Source organism: Bianquea renquensis, from assembly GCF_014384895.1.
GTDB classification, from domain to species: Bacteria; Bacillota; Clostridia; order Lachnospirales; family Bianqueaceae; genus Bianquea; species Bianquea renquensis.
The window spans coordinates 119,277-138,058 of record NZ_JACRSQ010000002.1; the positions used below are offsets into that span (position 1 = coordinate 119,277).

The 18,782-nt window shown below is 50.4% G+C and carries 20 protein-coding genes and 1 pseudogene; 9 read left to right on the top strand and 12 right to left on the bottom strand.

Annotated elements, in window-relative coordinates; genetic code table 11:
- Positions 1 to 76 precede the first annotated feature (76 nt).
- A pseudogene (locus tag H8730_RS02015) lies at positions 77 to 275 on the bottom strand (hypothetical protein); the annotation flags it as partial.
- 221 nt (positions 276 to 496) lie between these two features.
- Here H8730_RS02015 and H8730_RS02020 point away from each other — a divergent pair.
- Both H8730_RS02020 and H8730_RS02025 read left to right on the top strand, forming a co-directional pair.
- Positions 497 to 2,791, top strand: coding sequence for a GH36-type glycosyl hydrolase domain-containing protein (locus H8730_RS02020; RefSeq protein WP_177715955.1), 2,295 nt, complete (start codon positions 497 to 499; stop codon positions 2,789 to 2,791).
- Between the two features lie 39 nt (positions 2,792 to 2,830).
- The gene (locus H8730_RS02025; protein ID WP_177715953.1) at positions 2,831 to 3,469 is read left to right on the top strand and encodes a sugar O-acetyltransferase; all 639 of its coding nucleotides are present in this window, start codon (positions 2,831 to 2,833) and stop codon (positions 3,467 to 3,469) included.
- Between the two features lie 55 nt (positions 3,470 to 3,524).
- Here the strand turns inward: H8730_RS02025 and H8730_RS02030 are convergent, their stop codons facing one another.
- The 7 genes from H8730_RS02030 to H8730_RS02060 all read right to left on the bottom strand — a co-directional run bounded on the left by H8730_RS02030 (position 3,525) and on the right by H8730_RS02060 (position 10,219).
- The gene (locus H8730_RS02030; RefSeq protein WP_177715951.1) at positions 3,525 to 4,721 is read right to left on the bottom strand and encodes a pyridoxal phosphate-dependent aminotransferase; all 1,197 of its coding nucleotides are present in this window, start codon (positions 4,719 to 4,721) and stop codon (positions 3,525 to 3,527) included.
- Between the two features lie 15 nt (positions 4,722 to 4,736).
- Positions 4,737 to 6,077 (bottom strand): phenylacetate--CoA ligase family protein, encoded by a 1,341-nt coding sequence (locus H8730_RS02035; RefSeq protein ID WP_177715949.1) that lies wholly within the window; start codon positions 6,075 to 6,077, stop codon positions 4,737 to 4,739.
- A gap of 12 nt (positions 6,078 to 6,089) precedes the next feature.
- On the bottom strand, positions 6,090 to 6,983 hold the full coding sequence (locus tag H8730_RS02040) for a thiamine pyrophosphate-dependent enzyme (RefSeq protein WP_177715947.1): 894 nt from the start codon (positions 6,981 to 6,983) through the stop codon (positions 6,090 to 6,092).
- Positions 6,980 to 8,146 (bottom strand): transketolase C-terminal domain-containing protein, encoded by a 1,167-nt coding sequence (locus H8730_RS02045; RefSeq protein ID WP_177715946.1) that lies wholly within the window; start codon positions 8,144 to 8,146, stop codon positions 6,980 to 6,982. Before H8730_RS02045 ends, H8730_RS02040 begins: the two co-directional genes overlap by 4 nt.
- Entirely contained in the window at positions 8,146 to 8,436 is a 291-nt protein-coding gene (locus tag H8730_RS02050) for a 4Fe-4S binding protein (RefSeq protein WP_177715944.1), read from the bottom strand. The genes H8730_RS02045 and H8730_RS02050 overlap by 1 nt, the downstream gene beginning before the upstream one ends.
- Positions 8,433 to 8,969: a 2-oxoacid:acceptor oxidoreductase family protein gene (locus tag H8730_RS02055; protein ID WP_177715943.1), complete on the bottom strand. Its 537-nt coding sequence runs from the start codon at positions 8,967 to 8,969 to the stop codon at positions 8,433 to 8,435. The genes H8730_RS02050 and H8730_RS02055 overlap by 4 nt, the downstream gene beginning before the upstream one ends.
- 299 nt (positions 8,970 to 9,268) lie before the next feature.
- The gene (locus tag H8730_RS02060; protein WP_177715941.1) at positions 9,269 to 10,219 is read right to left on the bottom strand and encodes a LysR family transcriptional regulator; all 951 of its coding nucleotides are present in this window, start codon (positions 10,217 to 10,219) and stop codon (positions 9,269 to 9,271) included.
- A 315-nt stretch (positions 10,220 to 10,534) separates the two neighbouring features.
- Between H8730_RS02060 and H8730_RS02065 the strand changes: the two genes are divergently transcribed.
- Together H8730_RS02065 and H8730_RS02070 are read left to right on the top strand one after the other, a co-directional pair.
- Positions 10,535 to 10,972 carry an RrF2 family transcriptional regulator gene (locus H8730_RS02065; protein WP_177713862.1) on the top strand — a complete coding sequence of 146 codons (438 nt, stop codon included), beginning with the start codon at positions 10,535 to 10,537 and terminating at the stop codon, positions 10,970 to 10,972.
- A 53-nt stretch (positions 10,973 to 11,025) separates the two neighbouring features.
- Complete coding sequence (locus H8730_RS02070) at positions 11,026 to 11,724, top strand: YoaK family protein (protein WP_177713861.1); 699 nt, start codon at positions 11,026 to 11,028, stop codon at positions 11,722 to 11,724.
- Positions 11,725 to 11,891: 167 nt separating this feature from the next.
- On the opposite strand, the gene cysK is transcribed toward H8730_RS02070, so the two are convergent.
- Positions 11,892 to 12,821, bottom strand: coding sequence for a cysteine synthase A (cysK, locus tag H8730_RS02075; RefSeq protein ID WP_177713860.1), 930 nt, complete (start codon positions 12,819 to 12,821; stop codon positions 11,892 to 11,894).
- 308 nt (positions 12,822 to 13,129) lie between these two features.
- Between cysK and H8730_RS02080 the strand changes: the two genes are divergently transcribed.
- The 4 genes from H8730_RS02080 to H8730_RS02095 all read left to right on the top strand — a co-directional run bounded on the left by H8730_RS02080 (position 13,130) and on the right by H8730_RS02095 (position 16,362).
- The gene (locus H8730_RS02080; protein ID WP_177713859.1) at positions 13,130 to 13,705 is read left to right on the top strand and encodes a hydrolase; all 576 of its coding nucleotides are present in this window, start codon (positions 13,130 to 13,132) and stop codon (positions 13,703 to 13,705) included.
- Between the two features lie 71 nt (positions 13,706 to 13,776).
- Positions 13,777 to 14,652: a pyridoxal 5'-phosphate synthase lyase subunit PdxS gene (gene pdxS, locus H8730_RS02085; protein WP_177713858.1), complete on the top strand. Its 876-nt coding sequence runs from the start codon at positions 13,777 to 13,779 to the stop codon at positions 14,650 to 14,652.
- 2 nt (positions 14,653 to 14,654) lie between these two features.
- Positions 14,655 to 15,281 carry a pyridoxal 5'-phosphate synthase glutaminase subunit PdxT gene (gene pdxT, locus H8730_RS02090; RefSeq protein ID WP_177713864.1) on the top strand — a complete coding sequence of 209 codons (627 nt, stop codon included), beginning with the start codon at positions 14,655 to 14,657 and terminating at the stop codon, positions 15,279 to 15,281.
- Positions 15,247 to 16,362 (top strand): M20/M25/M40 family metallo-hydrolase, encoded by a 1,116-nt coding sequence (locus H8730_RS02095; protein WP_177713857.1) that lies wholly within the window; start codon positions 15,247 to 15,249, stop codon positions 16,360 to 16,362. The genes pdxT and H8730_RS02095 overlap by 35 nt, the downstream gene beginning before the upstream one ends.
- Positions 16,363 to 16,453: 91 nt before the next feature.
- On the opposite strand, the gene H8730_RS02100 is transcribed toward H8730_RS02095, so the two are convergent.
- The 3 genes from H8730_RS02100 to H8730_RS02110 form a co-directional block, all read right to left on the bottom strand.
- Entirely contained in the window at positions 16,454 to 16,771 is a 318-nt protein-coding gene (locus H8730_RS02100) for a hypothetical protein (RefSeq protein WP_177713856.1), read from the bottom strand.
- Between the two features lie 13 nt (positions 16,772 to 16,784).
- Positions 16,785 to 17,192, bottom strand: a complete 408-nt coding sequence (locus tag H8730_RS02105) for a hypothetical protein (protein WP_177713855.1) — start codon at positions 17,190 to 17,192, stop codon at positions 16,785 to 16,787.
- A 202-nt stretch (positions 17,193 to 17,394) separates the two neighbouring features.
- On the bottom strand, positions 17,395 to 17,799 hold the full coding sequence (locus tag H8730_RS02110) for a DUF3842 family protein (protein ID WP_177713854.1): 405 nt from the start codon (positions 17,797 to 17,799) through the stop codon (positions 17,395 to 17,397).
- A 183-nt stretch (positions 17,800 to 17,982) separates the two neighbouring features.
- Between H8730_RS02110 and H8730_RS02115 the strand changes: the two genes are divergently transcribed.
- Positions 17,983 to 18,780 (top strand): type I restriction endonuclease, encoded by a 798-nt coding sequence (locus tag H8730_RS02115; protein ID WP_177713853.1) that lies wholly within the window; start codon positions 17,983 to 17,985, stop codon positions 18,778 to 18,780.
- Positions 18,781 to 18,782 lie beyond the last annotated feature (2 nt).

Sequence of the window (18,782 nt, forward strand, 5' to 3'; positions counted from 1 at the left end):
TGACGGCATTTGCTGTTGGGCAACCAAGAGAGCGCGATTCAGCGCTATTTTTTGGCAATCTGGTGAAACGCATGGCTTGACATTTCCTGGGAAATAATTTTACCTTATCCTCTGTAGATTTGTTCGATCCGAGAAGACTCATTAATTCCATAGTACTCAATATAATCCACGCCAGTGAATTCATGGCGATTTTCGCCAAAGAGCCGCCGATAGTCTGCCAATGTTAGGACATCGTTTTTCGCGCCCATAGCAATGCCTTTTAGACAGATGGCAAAGCCCTTGGGGCACCCAATGAGTTTTTCCAGACGGTCATTAAGGAATCAAATTTATTATACACCGGCCTCGCGAGTTCCGTCAAGGAACTCTTGTAGAGAAGAACTGTATTTTTGAGGGTCAGCTTTTTTTTAAAACCCTCTTTTCTGAAACAGGAAGGCATGGTATAATTATACAAAAGATGTCTGTTAACTAAACTAATATGATAAGAAAGGAAAATAACATGTACAGCTTCAATGACAGAAAAAAAGAGATAAAATTCGATAAGAGCAATCCACCGACCCCGTGGATGAATTATCTCACCAACGGCGTATTCACAACCATGATCTCTCAGGCAGGGGGCGGAGTCGCATTCTACAAGTCACCCCAGATATGGAGAATCAACCATTACCGCTTCTTTCATCTGCCCACCGACCGCAGTGGCTTTTACACCTATATAAAGGACGGAAAAGACTACTGGTGTCCGACAGCAGAGCCGGCAAAAACTCGTCCGCAGTCGTGGAAGGCAACTCACGGTATGGGGTATACTGTCTACGATGCCAAAAGGCGTGGTCTTGCGGTGAAAGCCACATATTTTGTTGGAGAGTACGAAAATTGCCTGATCTGGAATCTCAGAATCAGAAGCAATACTGACCGCAAAATCACCATGTTCCCCTTTGTCGAACTGGGGATGATGGAATTTCAGCGCGAGCTTCAATGGCAGTGTTATAACAAGCATCAGCTTTCGGTATACAACATGGACGATGTCCTTGTATATAGGTACGGGGTCGAAATGCAGCCGCGCCCAGAGCAGACGCCCCTTGTATATTTTGCCGCGAATGTCCCGGTATCCGGGTTTGACGGCGACAGGGATGAGTTTGTGGGAAGCTATTCCAGCGAGGAAAATCCCAAAAACGTCCAGGCCGGAAGATGCACGAACTCAACGCTTGCCGGGGGTGATCCCTGCTTTGCACTCCAGCTGGACCTGGACCTCAAGGCTGGCGAGGAAAAAACCGTGAACATTTTCCTCGGCGTCGCCATGACGGAGGAGGAGATCAAGCGCTCGGTGGCGCACTGCCGTCAGGAGGACTTTGTGGGCCAATCCTTCAAAGCGCTCCAAAGACACTGGAACAACTATCTCAGCCGCTTTCACTGCGAGGTTCCCGATGAAAACGTGCAGCGCATGGTCAACATCTGGAATCCCTATCAGGCGGAGCGCAACTTCCTTTTCTCAAGAAATATCTCCTACTACGCAACGGGAACCTTCCGTGGCGTGGGGTACCGCGATACCGCGCAGGATATTCTTGCGATGGTGCCATTCAGCCCAGACCGGGCGAAGGACAAAATCCAATTGCTTTTGGGCCAGCAGTACAGCGATGGTCACGCCAATCATTACTTTTTCCCCGTGGAGGGATTTGACCCTGTTACCACGGTCCATTCCGATGATCACCTGTGGATCATCATGTCGGTGTACGCTGTGGTGATGGAGACAGGCTCGCTTTCCTTCCTCCATAAGAAGGTTCCATTCTATGACGGAGGAACGGCAACCGTCTACGAGCATCTACAGAAATCGGTGGAGTTTACATGCCGCAATCTGGGCAGCCACGGGTTCCCACTTATGCTTCGATCCGACTGGAACGACATGCTCTACAAGGTTTGTCGTGAAGGAAAGGGCGAGAGCATCTGGACCTCCATGCAGTTTGGCACTGTTCTTCGCATGATGGAAGAGCTTGCGAAACTCATGGGCGAGGACGGCTCTGAATATGCACGTCTCTATGAAGAGCAGAAAAAACTTGTCAACAGCATTGCTTGGGATGGGGAGTGGTTCCGCCGCTGCATCACAGACGACGGCACCTTCATTGGCTCTAAGGAGCAGCCACAGGCGAAAATATGGCTGAATACCCAGTCGTGGTCCGTGATTTCCGGCATGGGAGACAGAGAGAAGTCCGAGAAGGCTATGGCAAGCGTTAAAAAGTATCTAGATACGGATCTCGGAATCAAAAAAATCGATCCCTCAATGAAGGACTATCCGTCGGCGGAGGATCCGCTCACATACTATAACAAGGGCTGTGGGGAAAATGGGTCGGTATTCTGTCACGCCAACACATGGGCGATCATTGCGGAGTGTATGCTCGGCAACGGAGATGCCGCATACAAATACTACCATCAGCTCCTTCCCATGGTCGCGCAGGAGAAAGCGGGCGAGTGGAGATACAAGGCGGAGCCGTATGTGTACGCCTCAAATATTTTTGGCCCGGAGAGTGATAAATTCGGCCTTGCAAACGTAAGCTGGCTGACCGGTACAGCCGCCTGGATGTACATTGCCATAACCCAGCATATACTTGGGATAAAGCCCACATGGGAGGGGCTTGCAATCAAGCCCTGCCTTCCCAGCGAATGGAAGACAGTGACGGTGAAGCGTACTTTCCGCGGCTGTGTGTATACCATTGAAATTGAAAACCAGGGCATTGGATCGAAAGAGGTGGTGATCCCCCATGTCAAGGGGCGCAGAAGCCACAAAGTAAAGATAACCGTGTGACATGCAAATCGTGATGAAAAGCCGGGAGGGGGACATTCCATGGGGGAAGAAGAAAAAATAATGAAAGGGATCCTATTTTGTCCGGGGGATCCCGAGTTAAGACGTATGAAACTGCGCTCGCACAATCTTTGCGCAGAGTATAACAGAACCTATGAGGATGAGACAGAAAAGCGGCAGGAGCTGATCAGCCAGATTGTTGGAGAGATAGGGGAGGGCGGCTTTATGCAGGGGCCAATTTTTTTCCACTATGGACGCCATACGAAGATCGGTACGCATTTCTTTGGCAATTACAATCTGACGGTGCAGGACGATGCCAGTGTCACCATCGGGGACCACTGCAATTTTGGCCCCAACGTGACCATCGTTACGCCAGTTCACCCGATGCTGCCGGAAGAGCGAAACGCCATGCTCGACAGGGATGGCAATGTAAAGCGCTTGTGTTATGCCAAGCCGGTCAAGATCGGCAACAATTGTTGGTTTGGCGCCAACGTTGTCGTTTGCTCCGGCGTCACCATTGGAGACGACTGCGTGATCGGAGCGGGCAGTGTGGTTGTGAAAGACATCCCGCCCCACACGTTTGCGGCAGGGTGTCCGTGCAAGGTGATCCGGGAGATAACGGAAGCGGACAGTATGAAATACAAGCCCGAAATCCTGGCCGACAACCGGGTCATAGAATAGGCGGAAGGCGGTCCCCCTCACATCAGGGGGGCCGCCTCCTGTACTTCGCAGAGTTTCATTGCTCGCCCGCTCTATATCGTGACCCCTTCCGCACAGAAATCTTGTTTCGCAGACTGTCCAGCCGATTCAGCGCTTCATACAGGGTGGCATCCTTCTTCGCAAAATGCAGCCGAATCAGATGGTTGACATTTTCACGGAAAAAACTCGATCCCGGAACTGCGCCAACCCCCACATCCCGGGCAAGGACCTCGCAGAATTCTAGATCGGAATCGAACCCGAACTCTGAAATATCCAGCAGGATATAGTACGCCCCCTGAGGCACAGTGTGGGAGATGCCCAGATCGTCAAGGCCGCGTAGGAACAAATCGCGCTTTTTTGTGTATTTGTCCCGGAGCCATGTATAATACGCATCTCCGAATTTGAGGCCAGTCACCGCTGCCTCCTGCAGAGGGGCGGCGGCGCCGACGGTTAGAAAATCATGAACTTTTTTGGCGACGTCCACAATAGGAGCGGGGGCGATGATATAGCCCAGCCGCCATCCCGTGATAGAATAGGTTTTGGAGAGAGAACTGCAGGAGATGGTTCGGTCCCACATGCCCGGCAGAGAGGCGAAATAGACATGCCGGTTTGGCTCATACACGATATGTTCATATACCTCATCGGTGATAACAAAGGTATCATAAGTCTCCGCAAAATCTGCAATGATCTTCAGTTCGTCATAGGTGAACACTTTGCCACAGGGATTGGAGGGGTTGCAGAGGACCAGTGCCTTGGGATGCTGCCGAAAGGCCGCCTCCAGCTCATCCGCGTCGAAGTTGAATTCCGGTGGATACAGGGGCACATAAATTGGTTCCGCACCGGAGAGGATTGTATCGGCACCGTAATTCTCATAGAACGGTGAGAACACAATCACCTTATCTCCGGGATTTGCCACCGTCATCATGGCGGCCATCATCGCTTCTGTGCTTCCGCAGGTGACGACAATCTCACTGTTGGGATCAATCCTTCTCCCCATGAACCGCCACTGCTTTTCTGCCAAGGCTTCCCGGAAGTTTTGCGCGCCCCAGGTGATGGAGTATTGATGGAAGTCCTCTCGGGAAACCTCGGCAAGCCGCTGAAGAATCTCACGAGGCGGCTCAAAATCGGGAAATCCTTGGGATAGATTGACTGCGCCGTATTGAAGGGATACCCGCGTCATCCGACGAATGACGGAATCAGTAAACGTCGCGGTCCGCTGTGAAAGCTCTGGCATGGTATGCACCTCCGCTTAAATGGTAAAGTCCAATTTGCGCTCGTCGATGATGCGCCTGGATTTATGTTCTGAACGAGTATCCAGCCCACCGTCCGGGTGGACAATTACGCTGTAGGGTTTCACTCCGATTCGCGCTTTCAGCGCATCGGAGACCCTTGCCGCCACTGTATCGTCAGATTCAGGAGAATCCGCATTCTTTTCAATTTCAACAGAATACTTGCATGTAAAGTCTTTGTCGAATACACGGATGAGGTATTCGCCGGTGATGCCGGATAGTTCCCGAATCACCGCCTCAATATCGCTGGGGAAGACATTGACCGCGGACACGATGAACATGTCGTCTTTTCTGCCGCTGATATGAATACGGCCATGCGTGCGGCCACAGGAGCAAGGGGTATTGTCAATCCAGCCGATATCGCCTGTGCGGAACCGAATCAATGGCCGGGCATGTTTGCGCAGCGTAGTGAAGACCAACTCACCCACCTGGCCGGGCTCCAATACCTCGCCTGTGTGGATATCCACTGTTTCCACAAGAATGTGGTTCTCGGCAATATGTAAGCCGTCCTTAGCCTCGCACATTGCCGCGCAAGCGCCGAAGATATCCGACAGCCCATAGAAGTCATAGACTTCCGCGCCCCACAGATCTTCGATTGCCTTTCTTGTGGCGTCAATGGAGCCGCCCAACTCTCCCGCGACAATGATTTTCTTGATGGATAGATCCTTCTTGGGATCGATGCCACATTTTAGCGCCTTCTCACCGAGCTGCCATGCATAGGAGGGGCTGGTCCAGATGATAGTTGGCTGATAGGTCTTCAGCACGAACAGCAGCCGTTCGCTGGGAAGAGTGCCGCCCCAGATGCAGAGCGCACCTAGATTTTGTGCGCCGATGACGTCCGGTCCACCGACATACAAAGAAAAGTTAAGGGCGTGGACATACCGATCCTTGGGCCGCATACCGATCTGCCAGAACCAGCGGCTCTCGGTATCCTGAAATTCATCGAAGTCTTTCTTTGTAAACGGGCTCATGGTCGGGACGCCCGTGGAGCCTGACGATGTGGAGATGAAGATAACGTCCTCCTCGGGAACAGCACACAGTTCTCCGAGGAAAGAGCCTACGCCTTGCGTATCGCGCTGTGTCTTCTTGTCAATAAACGGGAATTTCTGAATATCCGAAAGTTTTTTGATGTCCTCCGGCTTAACGCCAGCTTCGTCAAAAGAGCGCTTGTAATAGGGGGCGTTGTCATATGCGAATTTGACGATCTCTTTCAAGTCCGCGAGCTGACGCGTTTCCAGTTCTTCCCTCGGGAGCGTCTCCAGTTCTGCATCCCAATATTTGTTTGTAATATCCCTCTTCATGATGAAATCCTCCTACCTGATTTTAAAGTTTTTACTAAGCGCATCCCATTTTTGGTCACGGGAGCGTGTGATGGTTTCGATGTCGCCTTCGGTCAGATGCTTAAACCGGCCTTGTTTTTTTAGATACGTGCGGATATCAGTAAATTCTTTTGGTTTGTGGTTCAGGGTAAATTCCCCATTTTCGAATTCTGCGAGATACCAGAGGCCGCAATCCACAACCTCTTTTGCGATTTCCACTGTCTCGTCGGTGGCGATTCCCCAGCCAGTGGGGCAGGGGGCGAGAATGTGAATGTATTTTGTCCCCTTGATCGTTGACGCCTTTTCTACCTTTCCCATGAAATCGTTGAGATATCCGATGCTGGCAGTGGCCGCATAGGGGATGCCGTGGGCGGCGACGATCTCAAACATGTTCTTTTTGGGGCGTAGGTTGCCACGGATATTGCTTCCCGCCGGCGTTGTGGTGGTTTTGGCGCCGAAGGGCGTCAGAGAACTTTTCTGAATGCCGGTGTTCATGTAAGCCTCATTGTCATAGCAGATATACAGGATGTCGTCGTTTCGGTCGATGGCGCCGGATAGGGCCTGAATTCCTATATCTGCCGTTCCGCCGTCTCCGGCAAAGCCGACGGCGTGAAAATCCGTGATACCCTGTGCTCTGAGTCCGGCCTCAATGCCCGTAAGCATGGAGGCGGTTCCTGCAAAAGTGGAGATGATGGCGTTGTTGCCGAAGCAGAGCTGAGGAAAATTGAACCCTACCGCCGACATGCAGCCTGCGGGGAGAACTGCGATGGAGCGTTCGCCTAGCACCTTTAGCGCAATCCGCACGGCGAGGCTACCGCCGCAGCCGGCACATGCCTTATGCCCGTAAAAGAACTCATCCTCCTGCAAGGTTTTCACTGAAACGCTCACTCGTCCTCACCTCCTATGCCTAAAAATTGAATTCTGACGGTTTCCTGTTTCAGATCTCTAAAAATTCCTTCTATCTCTGTCTGCGAAATATTTTTGCCGCCAAGCCCGCCGATATAGTTGGAGCTTGGCATCGAGAGGCCAGCCTTTAGCAGGGCGGAGTTCACGTTGGTGTAGACGGTCCCCTCGTTGCCAAAGGAAATGTCTTTTTCCAGCACAGCTACCGCTTTCGCATGTTTTACTGCCTCGGCTATCTCTGCACCTGGGAAGGGACGCATATAGCGCAGCCGGAGAAGCCCGACGCGTTCCCCCTGTTTGCGTAGCCTGTCAACCGTTTCTCTGGCCAGCCCGGCGATACTGCCGAGAGTGATGAGAATATAGTCGGCATCCGCAGTCCGATAGTTCTCTGTTAATCCGGTATACTGCCGCCCAAAAATTTCTACAAATCGCGCCTCTGCTTCGGCGACCGCTTTCTGTGCGTTCAGTAACCCGAGGTGCTCTTTATACTTGAATGCTGTGTTGTGGTCCGGCCCCGCTGAAAAGGCAAGATTTCGGGGATGCTCCAGATCCAGCTTATTTTCTGTCTGATAGGCCGGCAAAAAGGCGTCCGCCTGATCCGGTGTGGGGACATCCACCATCTCATAAGTGTGAGTAAGGACAAAGCCATCCAAATTTGCCATAAAGGGGGTGGAAACTTCCGGGTGTTCGGCTACAAAATAGCTCATCAATGCGAGATCCAGGCTCTCCTGTGCATTTTCCGCATAGGCTTGAATCCAGCCACAGTCCAGCTGCGACAGCGAATCCCGCTGGTCGCCGTAGATGTTCCACGGTAAGGCGGTGGAGCGATTGGCATTCATCATGACGATGGGAAACCGGCCTCCGGATGCGTAGGTCAGGCATTCTGCCATATATAGAAGGCCCTGGGAGGAAGTAGCGGTAAAGGCCCTGGCACCCACTGCCGATGCCCCCATGGCGCAGGAAAGAGCGGAATGTTCGGATTCAACGTGGATGAATTCAGATTGAAGGCTGCCGTCTTCTACCATTTCGGACAATCTTTCCACAACAATAGTCTGTGGTGTGATGGGATAAGCGGAGATGACCTGTGGGCGAGCAAGGCGGATGCCCTCGGCAAAGGCCTCATTTCCCGATAGAAATTTTTTTGCCATTATGTTTCCGCCTCCATTTCGATTGCACCGGCTTTACAGATCGTTTTGCAGATGCCACAGCCCTTGCAGAAGTCATAGTCGACGGCCACCTTGCCGCCGTCCTTATAGATCACTCCGTCAGGACAGTACAGATAGCACTGTAGACAGCCTACACATGCCTCTACGTCGATGACAGGGCGCACATTGCGCCAGCCTGCATTTTTTGTCACCAGATATCCTGCCTCATACGCGGTGGTATTCGGTATGTCGGATAGCGTTGTCGGAACATGTTCCCGTAAGTATGGTTTCATCGTCTAGCCTCCCTCGCGGCTGTTTCCGCTGCCGCTGTCACCGCCGCAATGTTTTTTTTGTGAAGTTTCTCCGGCATATACTGCCGGATGGCTTCCACGATCTCGGCAAGGGTTATGTCGCGGAAGATAGCAGCAAAGGTGCCGAGCATAATGGTGTTAGTGATCGGTAACTTCAATACCTCTGCTGCGAGAGTGTCGCCGTCGATGGCAATCACACGGCTGTCAGCGGGAGATCGCTTCGTATTTAGCAGTATTTTGCCTTCCGGCTTTAATTCTGAGAAAGCGGCCTCCGCAAATAACGTATCGTCGAGGAAGATGCTGTAATCCCCTTTTTCCACTTCACTTCGGTCTCCGATGGGTTTGTTGTCCAGCTTGGTGAAGGCACGGATGGGCGCGCCTCGCCGTTCTGGTCCGAAGGAGGGAAATGCAAGGGCATACCGATCATCACCGCGCATGGTGTAGGCCGCGCCAAGTAATCTCGCCGCTGTGAACGCGCCTTGGCCACCGCGGCCGTGCCATACTATCTCTGTCATATACAATCGCTCCTTTTACCGTTGTTATTTCCTGAAAATGGTGTTAAAAAATAGAAGCCTTCGCCCCGGCTTCCTAAGATTGCGTTCACTTGATTCTGTGTCGGGCGTGACCATACGCATCACATTCGAGACATGCAGCATCGCATGATACAGCAATCGTAGGATTGCATCATCATCCACATGCACATGGTTTCGCCTCGACTTGTGATAGCTGTCATGATCCGGTACCTCCTCTTTTTCTTTGTTAGTATTTTACTTTATACTTGATCTTTTGTCTAATATGGGATAGAAATAGGCAGCTATAGATTTTTTCTATTATACTTTTCAGAGGCATAGCGATGAAGATAGCTTTTAATCTCATTGATATAGATCTCCCCCATTTTGCTGAGAATCACATTTTTTTTCACAATATATCCGATCTCCATTGTGCTACAGAGATCATCACCGGCGGCATCAAAGGGGACAGCGACATAATCTGTTCCGTTCAGTTCTTCGCAAATGATGCCCGAACACAGAGTATACCCGTTCAGGCCGACCATTAGATTGAGCATGGTAGCCCGGTCACAGGCCTTGATGATTCGGGGATATTCATTTGTGCTAAGGATTTCCTCCGCGAAGTAAAAGGAACTGGTATCGCCCTGCTCAAAGGATAAGCAGGGATAGTTCTCCAGCTGTGAAAACTGGATGGTCTTACAGTTCGCAAGGGGATGCCCCTTCCACAGATAGACATAGGCGTCACAGGCAATCAACTTGTGAAATTCAAGATCGTTGGCATTGAGCAGTTTCATCATGATCTTTCGATTAAAATCGCTTACATAGAGGATGCCAATTTCACTTTTCAGAGTGCTGACATCATCAATGACATCCCGTGTCTTTGTCTCCCGGATGGCAAATTCATATTCGGAGATATTGAATCTTTTCACCATCTCAACAAAGGTTTTTACGGCAAAAGAGTAGTGCTGCGTGGAGACGCCAAATTTCTTTTTCAGGTTTCCCAACTTTCCGTACTTATCCAAGAGGGATTCATACTGTTGGTACACCTGGCGTGCATAGGAAAGAAACTCAACGCCGTCATTGGTAAGCGTTACGCCTCGTCCGCTCCGGTGAAAGATCGCGATGCCAACCTCTTTTTCTAACTCTTTTATTGCGCTGGTCAAGGAGGGCTGTGCCACATAGAGAATTTCCGCCGCCTTATTCAGGGAACCTGTCTCTGAAATAATGATTGCATAGTGTAATTGCTGTAATGTCATAGGGGTTCCTCCCAGTCAGTAGTGATGCAAATGTTCCATGAAGTAAAAAAGAGCCGCTTCACTCGAGGCTCTCAAAAGGCTTGCGCACAGCATTTCAAAGAAGGGGTGGATCGTTCGCCTTTTAATTACTTACTAGATACATAGGCTTTATAAACGTAATATAGCATAGGCCTTATGGTTTGTCAATACGATTTTGCGTAAAGATGTCCCCCCTATTTTTCGGTTCGCACGCTTGAATACCTATAATAAATATGGTATTATAGGGCTATCGGTTGAAAATCAACTGAGAATGGAAATGATAACGAGGTGGCAATCATGAAGATTTCAACGAAGGGGCGGTATGCGCTGCGGATGCTCCTGGATCTGGCGGAGCACCAGAATTGCGGTTTTGTGGCGCTTAAAGATATAGCGCATCGACAAAATATTTCCAAAAAATATTTAGAGCAGATCATACCGGTTTTTAATAGATCGGATATTCTGAAGACGAACCGGGGCTTTCAGGGCGGTTACAAGCTTGCCAAGACGCCGGACCAATATACCGTCGGGGAAATATTGCGTCTGACGGAAGGCAGCTTGTCGCCCGTTGCCTGCCTGGAAGAGGAACCCAATCAATGTGAGCGCAGCGGGGAGTGTGCTACGCTTCCGGTATGGCAGGGTCTAAAGCGCGTAATCTGCGAGTATCTTGATGGGATTACATTGCAGGATATCTTGGATCAGCAGAGAGAGCGGTATACCAACGATTACATGATATAAGAATCACCGTGGGGATCGCAGCGAATCATATCACGTATATTGAGGGAAAAGGAATGGATTCTAAGATAAAAAGAGAAACCATGGCGCACCATTCAATGGCTGTGGTGGGGGGCTTTTTCGGGGTTTATGCACTTCTGACCAGAAATGCGACGTTCGGCTCTTCGGAGACTTCCAATTTGATCTATCTTGTGGTGGCGGGATTGAGCGGTTCCGCTGAGGCGTTGCTTATCCGCATCGGCGCGACGCTTTGCTACATTATAGGCATCGTTTTCGCTACAGTGGGAATAAGGTTCCTTAAAAAATTTGACTTTCGCTATATTGCGATTTTCGTTGATGTCATTGCGTGCCTATCCTTGGCGCAGATTCCAGAAAGCATCGATCCAGTTCTAGCGCTGTATCCTATGTTTTTTGCAACATCGGTACAATGGCAGGCCTATACGGAGGCCGCCGGATTTAACAGTGCGACCATCTTCTCCACCAACAATCTAAGACAATGTTTTGTGGGGTTGACAGACTATCTTTGCCGTCATGAAGGAAAGAGTCTGCACAAATTTAAATTTTATGGCGGTACGCTGCTCAGCTTTCATGTAGGGGTCGTTTACGCATGGTGCTGTCTACAGCTCTGGGGAATTCGAAGCATTTACGCGTGTCTGCCGTTACTTGCTGTCACAATGGCAACCACATTTTTGGATGACGATCACGCTATCCCGTTCAAATCCCATGTTGCCAGGGCTTTGCACATTTCAAGATAACAGCCATCAACAGAACAGAGGTTGCGTTCCGCTTTGCATATCCTATTTTTTACACTGCTTACGCGACAGAACTCCGCCTGCTTTCCCAGATAAGCTCCAGACGAGAGCTTGATGTGAAATAGACGGAGTTCTGTCGATTTGCTATCTGTAGTTTACAGCGAGGACCATTATTCTGCGAACATGGGTGTGGAAAGGTAGCGCTCGCCCGTATCAGGAAGCAGGACGACAATGAGTTTGCCCTTATTTTCAGGGCGCTTTGCAAGTTCCGTCGCCGCGAATACAGCAGCGCCGGAGGAAATGCCAACTAACAGTCCTTCCTTTCGAGCGAGGGTCCTGCCAGTTTCAAAGGCATCTTCGTTTTCCACGGTGATGATTTCGTCGTAAATCTCTGTGTTCAATGTTTCTGGAACAAAACCAGCGCCGATCCCCTGAATCTTGTGAGGGCCTGGCGTGCCTTGGGAAAGCACTGGAGAACCGGCGGGCTCCACAGCAACGACTTTGACATTGGGGTTTTGGCTCTTCAAGTACTCGCCCACGCCGGATACAGTTCCGCCGGTGCCCACGCCGGCAACAAAGATATCGACTTTGCCGTCGGTATCCGCCCAGATCTCGGGTCCCGTGGTATTGCGATGGGCCGTTGGATTTGCAGTGTTGGTAAACTGACTCGGGATAAAGCTGTTGGGCGTCTCAGCCGCCAATTCCTGCGCCTTAGCGATGGCGCCTTTCATCCCTTTAGCACCCTCAGTTAAAACAAGCTCTGCCCCATAGGCTTTGAGCAAATTGCGGCGCTCAATGCTCATGGTCTCCGGCATGGTGAGTATAATCTTGTAGCCTCTGGAGGCGGCCACCGCTGCAAGCCCGATACCCGTGTTGCCGCTGGTGGGCTCGATGATAATAGAACCTGGTTTTAACACCCCTTTTGCCTCAGCATCGTCGATCATTGCCTTCGCGATTCTATCTTTTACGCTGCCTGCCGGGTTGAAATATTCCAGCTTACCGTAAATCGTGGCGCCAAGTTCTTTCTGCTGCCCATAGTTTGTCAGCTTTAGCAGAGGGGTTCCGCCGATGAGATCAGTGATTCTTTCAAATGTTTTCATGTGAGGTCTCTCCTTTTCATAATGTGATATGCCGGCTTAAATATTTCTGTGCGCATCAACATCGCTGCGCCGTGGATAATGGTTTCATTGGTTTTCCCTCAATTCCTTGCTGTATTAAAAACTTATAAAACCTATTTAATTTATAGGTAATTATAGCACTGTGTTGTTGGTATGTCAATCCCCTTTAGAAAAATTTTCTAGGGCACCTCTTGACAAGCGTATGCGTTTCCTTTATGATATACATCAATTACATAGGTTTTATATGTTTACATTGCCGCGTGTACGCGGAGCCGAGGGAGGGAGCAAGGATGGAAACGATCACAAGGGAAATGGCATGGGAACTGCTGAATGAATACAATAAAGAACCTTTTCACCTAAAGCATGGGCTGACGGTGGAGGGCGTCATGCGCTATTTTGCTCGAGAATTGGGCTATGGCGATGAAGAAGAATTCTGGGGCATTGTGGGCCTTTTACATGACTTGGATTTTGAGCAGTATCCAGCGGAACATTGTATCAAGGAACAGGAGATTCTGCGAGAGCGCGGGGTTGACGAGCGGATCGTCCACGCCACCGCCAGTCACGGTTACGCGCTGACCGTGGAGATCGAGCCGGAGCATGAGATGGAAAAGGTACTGTACGCCGTGGACGAACTGACAGGTCTCATAGGCGCGGTGGCGCTGATGCGGCCATCCAAAAGCGTTTCGGATCTGGAGTTAAAATCCGTTAAGAAAAAATTTAAGAGCACAAATTTTGCTGCTGGCTGTTCAAGGGACGTTATCGAGCGCGGTGCGGCTATGCTGGGCTGGACGCTGGACGAGCTGATTGAACGGACAATCCTTGCCATGAGGAGCTGTGAGGATTCATATGAAGGGGATAGAAAGTAAAAGTGGACGAGAATGTGGTCCTGTCAGAGTTCTTGATATAGTATAAAAATTATGTAAAGGAGTGCATGACGATGAAAAACAATCGATTTGAACTGAACAAAAATTTGGCGCAGATGCTCAAAGGCGGAGTGATCATGGATGTCACGACGCCGGAACAGGCCAAAATCGCTGAGGCAGCTGGGGCCTGCGCTGTAATGGCGCTAGAGCGCATTCCCGCCGATATTCGCGCGGCAGGCGGGGTATCCCGGATGAGTGATCCGAAGATGATTAAGGGTATTCAAAATGCTGTGACCATTCCGGTTATGGCAAAATGCCGTATCGGTCACTTTGCTGAGGCACAGATTTTGCAGGCAATCGAGATTGATTACATCGACGAAAGTGAAGTGCTCTCGCCTGCTGACGATAAATATCACATCGACAAAACGCAATTCGATGTGCCCTTCGTGTGTGGGGCAAAGGACTTAGGGGAGGCTCTGCGGCGCATCAATGAGGGCGCATCCATGATCCGGACCAAGGGCGAGCCCGGCACCGGCGATGTCGTCCAGGCAGTGCGCCATATGCGACTGATGCAGTCAGAAATTCGCCGCATTGGCTCTATGGCCGAGGACGAATTGTTCGATGCCGCCAAGCAGCTACAGGTCCCCTATGAGCTGGTGCTCTACGTTCATGAAAATAAAAAGCTTCCGGTTGTCAATTTCGCCGCGGGCGGCGTTGCAACACCCGCGGACGCGGCATTGATGATGCAGCTGGGGGCAGAGGGTGTATTCGTCGGCTCCGGCATCTTCAAGTCTGGCAATCCAGAAAAACGTGCAGCCGCCATTGTAAAAGCAGTGACCAACTTTACCGACGCGAAAATGTTAGCGGAATTGTCGGAGGATCTGGGGGAGGCAATGGTCGGCATCAACGAGCAAGAAATCGAGCTTCTCATGGCAGAAAGAGGAAAATAATGATACAGATTGGCGTACTAGCCTTGCAGGGAGCATTTATCGAGCACGAACAGATGCTTTCCAAACTCGGCGTTTCCTCCTTTGAAATCAGGCAAAAGAAGGATTTGGAGATTCCCATTGACGGGCTTATCATCCCAGGCGGAGAGAGCACTGTGCAGGGGAAACTGCTGCGGGAGCTGGATTTATTTGATTCGCTGAAACAGCGGATTGAACAAGGACTGCCTGTATTCGGCACTTGCGCGGGACTGCTTTTGCTCGCAAAGAAAATCAAAAACGACGATCGCTCCCATCTGGCGACTATGGATATCACGGCCGTGCGCAATGCCTACGGCCGCCAGCTCGGCAGTTTCTATACCGAAGAGGAAGTGAAAGGGATTGGCGTCATTCCCATGACGTTTATCCGTGCTCCCTACATTGAATCCGTATCGAACGGTACAGAAATCCTTGCACGGGTCGAGGGGCATATTGTCGCGGCGCGGCAGAAAAATCAGCTTGTTACAGCCTTTCATCCGGAACTGTTGGAGGATCTGTCTGTGCACCGTTATTTTGTTGACATGGTAAAAGGCGCCCTAGGGCAGCAATGGGGAGGTACCAATGACAAACAGAGACCGTCTGCTGATTCTGTTTGAGCAGCTTATTGCCTTCGACAGCCCTTCCTATGGAGAGCGGGAAATCTGCGATTTCATCAAAGGAAGGCTGGCCGATCTCGGAATCGCTGTCTGTGAGGATGGCACAGCGAAAAAGATCGGCGGCAACTGTGGAAACTTATATGCGTATGTGGACGGAGCGCTGAATCTGCCGCCCCTCCTTTTCTGTGCCCATATGGATACGGTAGAGCCCTCCCGCGGAAAGCAGATGCGGATTGCCGCGGACGGCACCATAACCTCGGATGGAAAAACCGTTCTCGGCGCGGATGACTGTGCGGGCATTGCCGCGATCCTTGAAGCGCTGACGGCGGTGGCGGAATCCGGCCGCCCCCATCGCCCTGTTGAGATTCTATTCACTGTTGCGGAGGAACCGTACTGCGTGGGCATTCAACAATTTGATTTTTCAAAGCTCCGGTCCAAAGAGGCGTATGTGTTTGACCTCACAGGCCCGGTTGGCGGTGCCGCCTATCAGGCTCCTACCATCCTTTCGTTTGAAGCTATTTTTACCGGGCGGTCCTCCCATGCGGGGTTTGCGCCGGAGAAGGGAATTCATGCGGTCAAGGCCGCCGGAGCGGCTGTCGCACAGATTCCCTGCGGAAAAATCGGGGATACAACGGTCAATATTGGGACGATTTCCGGTGGTACAGCGGATAATATTGTGCCCGACCGCTGTACGCTGACCGGTGAGATACGTAGCTTTTCCGACAAAGAGGCCCATGCTCAGTTTGATGAGATCTGTAATATTATGAAGGGTGCTGCAAAGGATTACGGCGCGGCAGTTGCGATTCAGGGGACCGCCAATTGTACAGCTTACCGCACGAATCCGGTCCATTCCGCAGTACAGCGATTTGAATCTGCCTGTTCCCGCTTAAATCTAAAAGTGGATCTAGGCAAAACGTTTGGCGGCAGCGATAACAATCATCTCGCCCTGCATGGAATTAACGGTATCGTGGTCGCCACGGCGATGAACAACTGTCATTCCTGCGCCGAATATACGACGGAACAGGAACTGGTGAATGCCGCAAATCTGGCCCTTGCTCTGATGTTGTCAGAGGATTTGTAATGTAGGCGCACCAAAAAAGCCCCTGAAAGTCCTGCCATTTTCAGGGGCTTTATCCGCTGTAATTTATGGAATGGAGCCATCATAAAGGATTTTACTTAGATTTCTTAAACAGAGCGGCTTTAACCGCCCCCTTTGGATCTTGGATCAGTAGAATCACGAGCCAAATAATAAGGCCGAGTGCAACGACTGAAAGGCCAAGATACAAATCATTGAGCATCTGGGCTGGAGCTGGAGTAAAGTATTCCTCGCGGAGTTCTGCGTATTCAAAAATGGCATCCACAAACCACATAATAGAAGCGCCCCAATACATCCAGCATAGGATGCCGACCTTCATTTCACTGTGGGGAGCATTTTTGTACCAGACGATTGTGCAAATGATGGCGGCAAAAACAGTTGTCAGTAGTGTCATCGGAGAGGATTCCTCACTTTAGAGAAGACTGTGCCTGTAAAATCTTCTTTTCCATAGCGCTGGTAACGGCAAGCATTCCCAGCCAAATCACCGTGACGAGAACGGCCATCGCTACGCCTGTGGTAGCCATTTCGTTCAGCATCTCAGCGGCATCCGCCGGATTGCTTGCCGCCGTCAGGAATGGGAACCAGGGAACCACCTCCCCGTGCCATACATGTTCAAAGGCAAGCAGGGCAGAACCGCCCCAAAGCAAATGGGAGAGCCATCTCAGCTTTCTTGAGAGCGGGACCTTTCTTACGATTTCATTGCCGCCCTCTGTATCCAGTTTGATGGTTTCAGGCTCTTTCTCTCTGGACTGTATCACTTTTGCTGCGACTGTTGTAATGACGGCCTCGGCCGCCGTAACAAGAAAACATGACATTGAAAAATCCTCCTTCTACGGTTGTATTTTAGACCCACTTGAAATTAAAAAAAGGTATGCGGCTTCTCTTCGGGGAAACCGTATACCTTCTTGGCATACATTACGAAAACGATGGGACTGATAAAACACGTCTGTGTTTTTCAATCAGCTTCATGCTGATTGTCTTTATTATAGACGAATGAATCCGGTTTGTCAAGATCGATCAGATCAGAGCTTGTATTTCCGTGACGGCATTCTTTACGAGTTTTCCAATGTTGAAATCAGAAACACCCACGAGGATTGTATCGCAGTGGTTGAAGGGGATTAAGATCCGTTTGGCACGGCTCTGGCCGACGGCAGCGGCCATACTAGGTGTAATTTCTCCCAGCAGAGAATCTGCGATCACAATACCTATGGGGCCCACAATGACATCGGCCTTGCGGCAAGCGACCACGACGGCATTTTCTCCCGTCGCCGCATTGTCGGCCCCTGCTTTCAACATAGCAGAAGTGGCGGCGCTGTTTGTGCCGACCGCAGTTACCAGAACATGGGGGATGGTCTGCTTTATGGCGGTCACCAATTGTTTCCCGACTCCGCCGCCCTGTGCGTCTATAACAAGAATGTTCATAGCTCCTCCTGTTGATTTGAATTTATACGGGCAAGGTATACCGGTTCATAGTATCACATTGTTGGATTTTTTTCAACTATCAGCCTATGACACGGACCCGAAAAGTCAAAGTTGCTGTTGTCGTATTCTTGCTTTTACAGTATAATAATTTGTATAAGCTCTTGGAAAGGGAGATGAATACCAATGCAAACCAGCGAAAATCGATGTAAAGAGGATTTTGAATCCTTCCTTCTTTCTCCCGGCGGCGGCTATACCATGGGAGCAGATACATACGATGCGGAGCTTGGGGTATATGCAGACACCTTGATCGATTTTATTCAGCGGACTCAGCCGAATACGTGGGCATGTTTTGTTAATGGATATCGAGCGAAGGCGAAAAGGAAGTTTTGTCTTTCCTTCAACAAGGCCTGCAATGAAGAAGGTTTACTCTCTGTTCTCCGGCATGGATTCCAACATCGCAGGCTTCACTTTCGGGTGTGCTATTTTAAACCGGAGTCTGCCTTGCATCAAACCTCTGTAGAACTTTGGGCACATAACAAGGTCGAGTGCTACCGTCAGTGGAATTATTCTGCTGATAGGAAAAAGAGCGGTGATATGGGACTGACGCTCAACGGCATTCCTGTATTTGCTTTTGAGTTCAAACACCAATCCATCGGTCAGGCTGTGGACAATGTGAACCGGCAATGGATGTACGATCATGGTCCAGATGAAGTCTGCTACAAGCGCGTCCTTGCGTATTTCTGCGTTGACAATGCTGAAGTGTGGATGACCACAAAACGGGAAGGCCTAAATACCGATTTCATACCTTTTTATCAAGATTCTAACGGTGCTGGCAGTTGCGGGAAAATGGTGAATCCTGCCACTCCAGATGGCTATCCCACGTATCGTTGGGAGACTGTCTTCCAGAAGGACAGGATGATGGAGGGGATCCAAAAGTTTATGAGTTTGCAGGGCGGCGAAACGCTGATTTTTCCGCAGTAACC